The sequence below is a fragment of the Pseudomonadota bacterium genome, assembly GCA_023229365.1.
Lineage (GTDB): Bacteria > Myxococcota_A > Polyangia > JAAYKL01 > JAAYKL01 > JALNZK01.
Map to the genome: position 1 here is coordinate 1 of JALNZK010000158.1, position 10,306 is coordinate 10,306.

Consider the following 10,306-nt stretch of genomic DNA (forward strand, 5'->3'; position numbering starts at 1 on the left):
CGCGATCGCGAGCAGGTGGCCGAACGTCCCCTTGTGCGCGGAGGGATCGCGGCGGGGCACGAGCGCCCACAGCGACTCCGGCCCGAGCAGCGCGCCGTCGGTTCCGGCCTCCTGCGACACGCAGGCGGGCACGCCGAGCGGCACGACGTGGACCCTCCCCGACAGCTCCGCGCCGGGTTGGACGACGAGGCCGCGCTTCAGGTGCCCGAACGTCGCGGTCGCGGTCGCGCGGATCGCCCTGCCGAGCGGGCGCCCGGAGTCCGCGTCCAGGCCGGACGGGAGATCGATCGCGAGCACCTCCGCCGAGGCGTCGTTCGCGAGGTCGATGAGCGCGCCGATGGGGCCGTCCGCGGCCCGCGTCGCGCCGGTGCCGAGCAGCGCGTCGACGACGAGGTCCGCCTCGCGCAGGCTCTCCTTCGCGGCCGCGAGATCCGCTCCGCCGCGCACCTCGACGACCGTCGCGCCCATCCGCTCGAGGACGTCGAGGTAGAGGAGCGCGTCGCCCTTCACGCCGCCCCGCTCCGCCGCGAGGAAGACGTCCACAGCGTGGCCCGAGTTCAGGAGGTGGCGCGCGACGACGAAGCCGTCGCCGCCGTTGTTGCCCGGCCCGGCGAGCACCACGGCGCGCCCCTTCTCCCCGCCGAGCATCTCGAGCGCGACGCCCGCGGCGCCGCGGCCGGCGCACTCCATGAGCACCGGCCCCGGCATCCCGAGCTCCTCGATCGCGATCCTGTCGTACTCGCGCATCTGGAGGCGCGTCATGAACAGGCGATCGTCCCAGCGCTCAACCGTTGCCATGATCACCTCCCTCGAGGATCACGACCGCGACCGCGACCCCCGCCGCGTGGCTCAGGCTGAGGAGCGCGCGCGTCACGCCCCGCGCGTCGGCGAGGCTGCGCGCGGCGCCGTCGAGCCGCAGCGAGGGCGCGCCCCCGGCGTCGTTCACGACCTCCATGTCGTGCCACCTGAGCCCCTCCGGCGCCCCGAGCGCCTTGATCGCGGCCTCCTTGGCCGCCCAGCGCGCGGCGAGCCGCTCGTCGCGAACCACGCCGTTCCCCGCGTGCTCGAGCTCGCCCGCCGTGAACACCCGATCCGCGAAGAGCGCGCCGTGGCGCGCGAGGATCTCGGCGATCCGCGACACCGGACACACGTCGATTCCGAGCCCGACGATCACGTCTCCCCCATCGCCTCGCGCATCTGCCGCACGGCGGCCTCGAGCCCGACGAACACGGCGCGCGCGATGATCGAGTGGCCGATGTTCAGCTCCGCCACCTCATGGATCCCAGAGACCGGGCGCACGTTGTGGTAGTGCAGGCCGTGCCCGGCGGCCACGTCGAGCCCGAGATCCGCGGCGATCGCCGCCGCCTCCCGCAGCCTCTCGAGCTCCCGCCCGACGTGATCCCGCGGCGCGTTGCAGTACTCGCCGGTGTGCAGCTCGACGACCTCGGCGCCGGCCGCGCGGCTCGCCTCGATCTCCTTGCGGATCGGATCGACGAAAAGGCTCACCCGGATGCCGGCGCCCTTGAGCTTCGCGATGGCGCCCCCGAGCGCCACGGCGTCCCTGACGACCGCGAGGCCGCCCTCGGTCGTCCGCTCCTCGCGCTTCTCCGGCACGAGCGTGCACATGTCCGGCAGGACGCGGCAGGCGATCCCCACCATCTCGTCGGTCGCGGCCATCTCCAGGTTCAGGACCGTCGTGACGACCTTCCGCATCAGCTCGAGATCCCGGTCCACGATGTGGCGGCGATCCTCGCGGAGGTGGATCGTGATCCCCTGCGCGCCGGCCGTCTCGCAGATCGAGGCGGCCGGGATCGGATCCGGATAGGCGGCGCCTCGCGCCTGGCGCAGCGTGGCCACGTGGTCGACGTTCACGTGCAGTCTCGTCATGGCTTCATCGGCTCCGGCTTGTCCTGGAGCTCGGGCTCCGGCTCCTGCTCGTCGACGAGCTCCCGGTGCTCGTCCCACAGCTCGGTGAACTCGTGGAGGGACGGGAGGTCGGCGAGCGACTTTAGGCCGAACAGCGCGAGGAACTCCGCGGTCGTCCCGTAGATCATGGGGCGCCCCGGCTCCTCCTTCCGCCCGAGCACGCGGACGAGCCCCTTCTCGAAGAGGAACTTCAGCGTGCCGCCCGAGTCGACGCGCCGGATCTCCTCGATGTCCACCCGCGTGATCGGCTGGCGGTACGCGACGATCGCCAGCGTCTCGAGCGCCGGGCGGCTCATGCGCATCGGCTTGATCTTGATCGCCGCGCGGACGATCGGCGCGTTCTCCGGGTTCGTGTGGAACTGGAAGCCGCCCGAGACCTCGGACAGGAGGATGCCCCGCCCCTCGTACGAGGCCGTCAGCTTCTGCACGAGCTCGCGAACCCGCTTCCCGTCGAGGCACAGGACCCTGGCCAGCCGGCGGACGGAGATCGGCTCCGGGTAGGCGAAGATCAGGCTCTCGAGGCGGGAGAGGAGCACCTCCTCGGTCGCGATCGTGCGCACCTGGGCCTGGTACTCCTCGTCCTGCTCGATGTCCTGATCATCCTGCGAAACCTCGTCGAGAGGCGCAGCGGGCGCCTCCGCGACCTCGGGCTCCTTGGCGTCTTCCTGCTCCTGCTCCTTTGGCGGAGCGGGGTTCTCTTCCTCGCCCATCATGCTTCCTCTCCGTTGCTCTCCGCGATGATCTTCACGGCGTCTTCCTGGTCCGCCGCCGCGGAAATGTGGATCTCGCTCTCCGGCCCGGCCTGGTGCAGCTGCGTCAGGCCGAGCTTCGTCATCTCCAGGATCGCGAGGAACGTGATCACGACGTCGCCCCGCGCGGCGTGGCCCTCGAACAGCTCGAGGAACGGCATCCGCTTGCGCAGCCGGAGCATGTCGTAGATCTGGGCGATGCGCGCCGAGATGGAGATGCGCGTCACCGAGATCTCTCGCGAGCCGTCCCCGGCGCCGATGCGCGCGAAGACCTTCTGCAGCGCCTCCATGAGGGCGAACAGCCCCGGCGGCGCGAGATCGCGCTCCTCGGCGGCGAGCTCGACGGGCGGCGCCGTGAACGTGTCGCGCCCGGTCCGGGGCAGGGAGGCCAGCGCCTCGGCCGCGGTCTTGTACTTCTGGTACTCGAGCAGGGCGCGGACGAGCTCCTCGCGGGGGTCCGGCCCGGGCTCGCCGGCCGCGTCGTCCTCGGCGTTCGGATCGGCGGGCAGCATCATCCGCGACTTGATGTACGTCAGCTGCGCGGCCATCTCGATGAACTCGGACGCGAGATCCAGGTTCATCTCCTGCATCAGGTCCATCATCTCGAGGTACTTCTGCGTGATGAAGCCTATCGGGATGTCGAAGACGTCGAGCTCGTGCTTGCGGATCAGGTAGAGGAGCATGTCGAGCGGGCCCTCGAAGACCTGCAGGCTCACGACGTACTGACCGTCCACCGCCCTGATAGGTTGCTCGTTCACCGCCGCCCCCTCAGAAGAAGATCGACCAGAACCGCACGATCGCCCCGCCGATGAAGTACACGGGTCCGCTCAGGAGGCCTCCGGCGAAGTTGATGACGATGATGAACAGGAAGAACGCGATGAGCGAGAACCGCGCGAGCTTCTCCTGCCACGACTGCGGGAGCAGGCGGCTCCCGTCGAGCGGCGGGATCGGCAGCATGTTGAAGACCGCGAGCCCGATGTTCATGAGGAAGATCCGGCCGAGCAGGAGATCGAGCGACATCGCGCCCTTGTCCGCGAGCCCCGCGCTCGCCTCGGCCCCGCCGTGGCCGCGGCTCGCGAGGAACACCAGGATCCCGCCCGTGACGAACGCGAGCACCAGGTTCGACAGCGGCCCCGCGACCGAGGTGATTATCATACCGGTCCGCATCGTGACCGTGCGGCGGAACTTGTACGGCGACACGGGCACGGGCTTCGCCCACCCGATGAGGCCGATGCCGCCGAACACCACGGAGAAGATCGGGATCAGGATGGGGCCGAACAGGTCGATGTGCACGAGCGGGTTGAGGGTCATGCGGCCCTGGGACAAGGCCGTGTCGTCGCCGAGTTTGTGCGCGGACCAGGCGTGCGCGAACTCGTGAACGCTCAGGGAGAGGATCATCGGCACGAGAACGATGACGATGTCCCGGATCATCGTGGCGTCGAAGTTGCCCAAGCGAACGCCTCCGGCTCGGTCAGTCGAGCTTCGAGATGATCTGGAAGCGGTCGATGATGCGCGACCGCAGGCACCCCCAGACGTTGCAGATCGCCACCTGGTTCCCCTCCACGAGATCGTCGTCGAGGAAGAGGCCGACGAGCTGGGACTCGGGCGTGCAGCCGCACGGCGACACCGGCGGGAGCTCGACGCCGCACTGCGGGCAGGTGACGCGGGTCAGCTCTCCCGGCTCGAAGTCGTTGTCGCCGAACTTCGTGTCGTCCCCGTGGATCGGGCTGAGCACGACGATCCCCTTGTTGTTCCTGCCCTCGACCATGATCGAGATCCCCGGGAAGCCGTTGAAGCGCGCGCCCGACTCCGCGGTCACGAGGTTGTGGCCGTTGGGGCAGAAGACCTGGGTCACCGCGATCACACCGGAGCGCAGCCGGTTCAGTCCGTGGGGGAGGGCCTCGTTCTCGTCGACCGCGATGTCCAGCGTCGTGCCGTCATTGGCGCGGACCTTGTCTGGTGCCTTGTCGCTGCTCATCCCCGGCTCCTCCCGGCGGCCGCCCGCCGCCCCGAAACCACCCGGAATGTACACTAGAAGAACCGGTGGAACCACCGAAACGTACGCCTCTATCGCCTCTCGGATTTCCTCGAGACGACGATCTGCGGCGTCTTCTGCGTGGGGATGTCGCTCGGCAGCCGGCCGCACCCCTCCAAGGCGCGCCAGCGCTCGAGACCGGCGATCGTCTCGGCGATCTCGGCGCGCATCGACGCGGTGCTCATCCCGCGCGAGCGGAGGTCGTCGGTGACCCGCCGGATCATCTCCTCGAGCGTGAGCCGCGGCTCCACGAATCGGCCGTTCCCGTAGCAACGGCGGCAGAAGCTCCCGCTGCGCCGCGCGCGGGAGTCGGTGCCCGCCTCCTCGGGGTGGCGCACGAGCGCCGCGCAGCTCTGGCAGACGAATGTGAGAGACTCTCGAGACATAAAACGCACCTCAATTGGATGCGTCAAGTATGGCAAAGGTGGTTTTTCGGCGCAACGCGAAAATTGCCGTTTTCATGGAACGCGGTCCGGATGAGAGCGGGCGAATCAGAGAGCGACTGGTGGACACGACCCGAGATCGGACGCGCGCTCTATGAGCTTCTTGTCGAACGTCGCCATTCCTTCGGTGTGCTGGCTCCCGGCGAGGTGCAGCGCGTCGGCGAAGTCGAGCCCCTTTTCATGCCACTCGAGCGCGAGCGCGACCCGCGGCGGATCCGAGACGGAGACGTTGGGGAGATCGATCACCTTCCGCAGGGCGCCGCGGATCTCCGCAGGTGGATACTCGTAGGCGTGCCGGAGCACCCACTCGGTTTCGAGAAGCACGGTTTCGCAGATATAGACCTCGCGCTTTGAAAAGAGCGCATACGCCTTCTGGAACTGTGCTTCGTCGTCTCTCGTCAGCAACCGCACGAGGACGTTCGTGTCGAGTGAGATCACGACGGCCGCTCCTTGGCGCCGCGCGCGATCGCCTCGTCCATCTCCTCTATCGTCTTCGCGGAGCCGCTCCACTTGAGGCACCCGGCGACCGCGTCGAGAGCGGACGTCTGCGCCGCTTCGTCCGCCGCCTCTTCGTCGGGGAAGGTGATCTTCACCCGCGTGTTCGGCTTGGCGTTGACCCGCTCCATGGGGTGAACGCTCTTGCCATCATACAGCCCGTCCACGACTCGCATGACCTCCACCCTTTTCCTACGCCGCTTCCGCGACGTTCCAATCGTGAGTATGCCTGAATCTAGACCTTTCCGCATCGGGTGGCACGCGCCTTCATTCTCGCGACACCGCGACGCCCCACGTGCCCGGGCCCATGTGAACGGATGACGTCGAGGAGAGCGGGCTGTAGAGGATCTCGGCATCGGACGGGAGCGCGGCCGCGAGGATCGCGCCGATCTCCCGGACCCGCGTCTCGTTGTCCGTGTACTCGAGCAGGGCGACGAGCCGGCCCTCGCCCGGGTGCGCGGCGACGCGCCGGACGACCTCGCGGATCGCGGCGTCCTCGGATCGGACCTTGGCCCAGGTGATCGCGCCGTCGCCGCCGTGGCCCACGATCGGCCGGACCGAGAGCGCGCCCGCGAACGCGGCCTTGATCCGGCCGACCCGACCCGTCCGCGCCAGGAACTCGAGCGACTCGATGGCGAGGTACTCGCGGCACGTCGCGATCTGAAGCGAAGCGTACGCGACGAGCTCGTCGATGCTCGCGGCGTTCCTCGCGAAGCGGGCGGTCAGGAGCGCCGCGAGCCCCTGCTGGCCCGACGCTGCGCGCGTGTCGAGGATCGCGAGCCGGTCGCGCTCCGGGTGGCCCGCCGCCGCGGCGCGGACGAGATCCTGGGTGCCTGTGTAGGCGCGGCCCACCGCGAGGTACACGGCGCGGCCGGGAGGGGCGAGCAGCGCGTCGACGAAGGCGCGCGCCTCGGCCGGCGAAGCCTGGGCGGTCGTGAACGTGTGGCCTGCGCGCATCCGTGAGAAGAGGACGGCGCGATCGAGCGCGGCGTCGCGCAGCATGGCGCCGGCGGCGCCGACGTAGTTCTCGAGCCTCGCGACGCCCCACTCGGCCGCGAGCGCGTCGTCGAGCGACATCGACGAGTCGGAGGCGACGCGCAGCGCCTGAGCCGAGGCGTTCGCGGAGGACGCCGCGAGCGCCCCGGCGCGCACGAGCCCTGCGGCCATGTCGTCGGCGTTGAACGAGATCACGGCCCCGAGCCGCTGTGCCGCGCGCCGCACCGCGTCGGGCGCCTCGCAGTGCACGTGCAGCTTGAGGACCGAGCCCGAGCGCGCCACATCCACGGAGCCGCCGATCGCCGAGAGCGCCTCGGTCAGCCGCTCGTCCGCCTCTTTGCCCAGCTCGACGACCGCGTCGACGCACCAGCGCGCGTCGAGCTCCTTCGCCCGCGCCGCGTCCGCGAGGAAGCGCGGCTCGATCCGCTCCGCGATCCCGCCGAGGGGGGCCTCGTCGATCCCGCCGCGCCGCCTGCGGATCGCCGCGAGCCCCGCGTCCGGAAGGGCGAGCGCCGGGAGGACTAGCAGCGCGCCGCACGCGAAGACGTGGAAGCCGAGCGCGCCCGAGTCGACCACGCCGGCCTCGGCGAGGCGCGGCAGGAACCTCGGCGTGTCGGCGACGACCGCGGCGAGCCGGAGCTCGAGCTCGCGGTGCGCGCCGAGATCCGGGACGAGCCCGAGCTCCCGGACGATCGCCGGGAGCGCCGTCATCGCCGTGAGAATCGTCCCCTCGACCGGCTTCGCGACCGCGCCGTAGGCGAGATCCCGACCGCGGTCCAGCGCCGCAGCGAGCGCCCCGGCGTCAAAACGATCCGCACCGTCGAGCGCGCCGAGGACGCCGACGAGGTGCTCGGCGAGGATGATGCCCGAGTTGCCGCGCGCGCCCTCGATGAGCGCGCGACCGACGTCCGGGGAGCGCGATCCTATCGCGGCGGCGAGCGCGTCGATCGTGCGGCAGAGGTTCTTGCCCGTGTCGGCGTCGACCACCGGGAAGACGTTGATGCGATCGAGGAGCGCGGCACGGCGCCTGAGATCCGCGGCGCCGGCGAGCATCGCCTCGTACAGGATCTCCCGCGGCGTCACGGCGGGGTCTCCCCGGGCGGCGTGGCGCTCTTGCCGAACCTCGGCCCGTTGCCGGCGACCAGCCGCGCGATGTTCTTGCGGTGCGACACGACGATGAGCAGGGCGAGCGCGCCTGCGGCGCACACGTCGAAGCCGTTGCCGCCCAACAGGTAGGCCGAGACGGGGTAGGTCAGCATCATGCAGATCGAGCCGAGGGAGACGATCCGGAAAGCCGCGAACGCGATGAAGAAGAAGACGCCGCCCGCGAAGACGGTGAACGGGGAGACGACCAGCATCGCGCCCACGGCCGCGGCGACCCCCTTGCCGCCGCGGAAGCCGTGGAACACCGGGAACATGTTGCCGAGGAGGAGCGGGATCGCGGCGAGCGGCGAGAGCGGATCGAGGCCCAGGGCCGAGGCGGCGAAGATCACGGCCGCGCCGCGGGCGATGTCGAGCGCGAGCACCGTCATCGCCGCAGTCTTGCCGGCGACCCGGGCGAGGTTCGTCGCGCCGGCGTTGCCGCTCCCGTGCCTCCGCAGGTCTCCGTGGCCGAGGAGCCGCGCCGCGACGAGCGAAAAGTTCACGGATCCCAGCGCGTAGGCGAAGGCGGCTGCGCCTGCCGCCGCGAGGAGCCAGGTTGTCGTGAGCGCGGGCATGCGGCGAGGACGATACCCGAAAACGGGGAATTGGGGGATGGCCTCGAGAGCGCCGGGTCTGGTACGCTCGGGCGAAGGGGGTGCGGCTTGCCGGAAGCGCACATCGTCGAGCAGGTCGGTCGGGCGAAGAGGCTGATCGCGGGGGCGCTCGCGCTCATGCAGAACCTGGACGCCGAGCCGTGCGCCCCGTCCGCGAGCCGGCACCTCGCCGCGGCGGTCCGCTCCCTCTACACGGCCGAGGTCGAGGGGCTGACCGAGCCCGGGCCCGTCGCGCGGGCGATGGACAGCCTGCGCACCGCCCTGCGCCAGATGCAGGACGCGTGCTCCTCCCGCCCGGAGCTCGAGGCCGCGACGGCGTCGATCGCGCGCGCCCTGGCCGTGCTGTTCCCGCTGCTCGCCGCGCTCGCCGTCCCCCCCGACGAGACGCCGCTCCCGCTCGTCCGGCGCGCGCCAGCGGGCGCGGTCGAGGAGCCGCTCCCGCTGACGAGGCGCCGCGCCACGGCCCCGCTCCCGGAGGAGCCGATCGCGCTGACGCCGAAGCCGCGCGAGACGATGTCGTTGAACCGCCGCGTCGCGTCGCGGCGCGAGGTGGAGGTCGAGATCGGCATCCAGTCCGACACGAACTTCTACTCAGGCTTCTCGTGCGACGTCTCGTCCGGCGGCCTGTTCGTGGCGACCTACGACGTGCCCGCGATCGGCACCGCGGTGAACGTGAACTTCCGTCTGCCCGGCGGCCCGGTCATGTCCGTGGACGGCGTCGTGCGCTGGGTGCGCGACATCAACAGGAACGATCCGGACGCGATACCGGGGATGGGCGTGCAGTTCGGCGCCCTCGAGCCGGAGCAGGTCGAGGCGATCAACCGCTTCCTCGAGGTGCGCCAGCCGATCTTCTACGAGGACTGAACCTCAGAGATCCGGGTAGCACAGGCTGAGGCCGGAGTAGCCCGAGCAGATCATGTTGATCGGGCAGTCCTCATCGACGTCGCAGGTGTACGCGCAGAGCGTCTCGTCCAGGGAGTCGCTCTCGAGGATGCAGCGGCCGACGCCGGAGCACTCGAAATCGACCGCGCAGTCGTCGTCCGACTCGCACGGCTTCGCGCAGATCCCGACGTCGTGGGTCGGGCTGATCGCGCCGCAGACCGAGCCGTCGTCGCAGCCGTCCGCAGGCACGCACGCCGAGGGGTAGCCGGCGCCCATCGAGCGCCCGATCTCGCACGCGTGCGCCTTCTCGTCCTCGTCGCACCCCGCGAGGGCGGGGAGCCCGAGCGCGAGGAGGACCGCGAGCGCCGCCTTCCCGCCGACCTGCATTCGTTCCCTCCCTGACCTGCCCGCGCCCAGAGTACACGCCCGGCCCGCGGAGATCCAGCCGCCTCCTCGAAAACGGAGGCGGTTTTCCGATTGCGCCGCGGCGCTGGTTCGGACACAGTTTCGATCATGCCGGCGAAGAACGAATGGAACGAGATTTACTCGATCGCGCGCTTCCTCAAGGATCGTCTCGGGGATCCGCCGGAGGTCGTCGCGGTGCTCGGCTCGGGGCTCGGCGTCGCGGCCGCGGCGCTCGACGACGCGCGGGGCGTCTCGTTCGGGGAGATCCCGGGGTGGCCGCGCTCGACCGTGGAAGGGCACGCCGGCGAGATGCGGCGCGGCGTCCTCATGGGCGTCGAGGTGTTGTTCCAGCTCGGCCGCGTGCACTGCTACGAGGGGTACGCGCCGGAGGAGGTCGTGCGGCCGGTGCGCGCCGAGATCGCATGGGGCGCGCGGACCGTGCTGCTCACGAACGCGGCCGGCGGCCTGAACCCGGCGTTCCGCGCGGGCGAGCTCATGGCGGTTGAGGATCACATCAACCTGACCGGGCTGAACCCGCTGCGCGGCCCGAACGACTCGGCGCGCGGCCCGCGGTTCCCGGACATGACCGACGCCTGGGATCCGCGGCTCCGCGGCGCG

The 10,306-nt window shown here is 70.7% G+C and carries 15 protein-coding genes; 2 read left to right on the forward strand and 13 right to left on the reverse strand.

The genetic code is table 11. The features are described 5' to 3' along the window. From M0R80_28850 to M0R80_28905, 12 genes are all read right to left on the reverse strand, one after another. Positions 1–798: NAD(P)H-hydrate epimerase (locus tag M0R80_28850; protein MCK9463647.1), on the reverse strand; the 798-nt coding region annotated here is incomplete at its 3' end. Further along, the gene (locus tag M0R80_28855; GenBank protein MCK9463648.1) at positions 785–1,174 is read right to left on the reverse strand and encodes a holo-ACP synthase; all 390 of its coding nucleotides are present in this window, start codon (positions 1,172–1,174) and stop codon (positions 785–787) included. The genes M0R80_28855 and M0R80_28850, both read right to left, overlap by 14 nt. Then, on the reverse strand, positions 1,171–1,887 hold the full coding sequence (locus tag M0R80_28860) for a pyridoxine 5'-phosphate synthase (GenBank protein ID MCK9463649.1): 717 nt from the start codon (positions 1,885–1,887) through the stop codon (positions 1,171–1,173). Before M0R80_28860 ends, M0R80_28855 begins: the two co-directional genes overlap by 4 nt. Then, the gene (gene scpB / locus M0R80_28865) at positions 1,884–2,639 is read right to left on the reverse strand and encodes an SMC-Scp complex subunit ScpB (GenBank protein ID MCK9463650.1); all 756 of its coding nucleotides are present in this window, start codon (positions 2,637–2,639) and stop codon (positions 1,884–1,886) included. The genes M0R80_28860 and scpB overlap by 4 nt, the downstream gene beginning before the upstream one ends. Next, positions 2,636–3,433, reverse strand: coding sequence for a segregation/condensation protein A (locus M0R80_28870; GenBank protein ID MCK9463651.1), 798 nt, complete (start codon positions 3,431–3,433; stop codon positions 2,636–2,638). Before M0R80_28870 ends, scpB begins: the two co-directional genes overlap by 4 nt. 10 nt (positions 3,434–3,443) lie before the next feature. After that, complete coding sequence (locus tag M0R80_28875; protein MCK9463652.1) at positions 3,444–4,127, reverse strand: site-2 protease family protein; 684 nt, start codon at positions 4,125–4,127, stop codon at positions 3,444–3,446. 19 nt (positions 4,128–4,146) lie between these two features. Next, on the reverse strand, positions 4,147–4,653 hold the full coding sequence (locus tag M0R80_28880; protein MCK9463653.1) for a hypothetical protein: 507 nt from the start codon (positions 4,651–4,653) through the stop codon (positions 4,147–4,149). Positions 4,654–4,742: 89 nt separating this feature from the next. Continuing rightward, a complete protein-coding gene (locus M0R80_28885; GenBank protein ID MCK9463654.1) occupies positions 4,743–5,096 on the reverse strand; it encodes a zinc ribbon domain-containing protein in 354 nt (117 codons plus the stop codon). 105 nt (positions 5,097–5,201) lie between these two features. After that, the gene (locus M0R80_28890; GenBank protein MCK9463655.1) at positions 5,202–5,591 is read right to left on the reverse strand and encodes a type II toxin-antitoxin system VapC family toxin; all 390 of its coding nucleotides are present in this window, start codon (positions 5,589–5,591) and stop codon (positions 5,202–5,204) included. Beyond that, positions 5,588–5,824 carry a hypothetical protein gene (locus tag M0R80_28895; GenBank protein ID MCK9463656.1) on the reverse strand — a complete coding sequence of 79 codons (237 nt, stop codon included), beginning with the start codon at positions 5,822–5,824 and terminating at the stop codon, positions 5,588–5,590. Before M0R80_28895 ends, M0R80_28890 begins: the two co-directional genes overlap by 4 nt. A 91-nt stretch (positions 5,825–5,915) precedes the next feature. Then, on the reverse strand, positions 5,916–7,727 hold the full coding sequence (locus M0R80_28900; protein MCK9463657.1) for a DegV family EDD domain-containing protein: 1,812 nt from the start codon (positions 7,725–7,727) through the stop codon (positions 5,916–5,918). Next, positions 7,724–8,362, reverse strand: coding sequence for a glycerol-3-phosphate acyltransferase (locus M0R80_28905; GenBank protein ID MCK9463658.1), 639 nt, complete (start codon positions 8,360–8,362; stop codon positions 7,724–7,726). The genes M0R80_28900 and M0R80_28905 overlap by 4 nt, the downstream gene beginning before the upstream one ends. Before the next feature lie 87 nt (positions 8,363–8,449). On the opposite strand from M0R80_28905, the gene M0R80_28910 reads away from it, so the two are divergent. Further along, the gene (locus M0R80_28910; GenBank protein MCK9463659.1) at positions 8,450–9,265 is read left to right on the forward strand and encodes a TIGR02266 family protein; all 816 of its coding nucleotides are present in this window, start codon (positions 8,450–8,452) and stop codon (positions 9,263–9,265) included. A 3-nt stretch (positions 9,266–9,268) separates the two neighbouring features. Here M0R80_28910 and M0R80_28915 read toward each other — a convergent pair whose 3' ends face one another. Continuing rightward, positions 9,269–9,670 (reverse strand): hypothetical protein, encoded by a 402-nt coding sequence (locus M0R80_28915; GenBank protein ID MCK9463660.1) that lies wholly within the window; start codon positions 9,668–9,670, stop codon positions 9,269–9,271. A gap of 126 nt (positions 9,671–9,796) precedes the next feature. On the opposite strand from M0R80_28915, the gene M0R80_28920 reads away from it, so the two are divergent. Beyond that, a partial coding sequence (locus tag M0R80_28920) for a purine-nucleoside phosphorylase (GenBank protein ID MCK9463661.1) occupies positions 9,797–10,306 on the forward strand: 510 nt, incomplete at its 3' end.

Excerpts from the sequence above, each read along its gene's own strand:
- M0R80_28905 (MCK9463658.1), bottom strand. The coding sequence starts at position 8,362 with ATGCCCGCGCTCACGACAACCTGGCTCCTCGCGGCGGCAGGCGCAGCC.
- M0R80_28880 (MCK9463653.1), bottom strand. The coding sequence starts at position 4,653 with ATGAGCAGCGACAAGGCACCAGACAAGGTCCGCGCCAATGACGGCACG.
- M0R80_28915 (MCK9463660.1), bottom strand. The coding sequence starts at position 9,670 with ATGCAGGTCGGCGGGAAGGCGGCGCTCGCGGTCCTCCTCGCGCTCGGG.
- scpB (MCK9463650.1), bottom strand. The coding sequence starts at position 2,639 with ATGATGGGCGAGGAAGAGAACCCCGCTCCGCCAAAGGAGCAGGAGCAG.
- M0R80_28895 (MCK9463656.1), bottom strand. The coding sequence starts at position 5,824 with ATGCGAGTCGTGGACGGGCTGTATGATGGCAAGAGCGTTCACCCCATG.
- M0R80_28885 (MCK9463654.1), bottom strand. The coding sequence starts at position 5,096 with ATGTCTCGAGAGTCTCTCACATTCGTCTGCCAGAGCTGCGCGGCGCTC.
- M0R80_28860 (MCK9463649.1), bottom strand. The coding sequence starts at position 1,887 with ATGACGAGACTGCACGTGAACGTCGACCACGTGGCCACGCTGCGCCAG.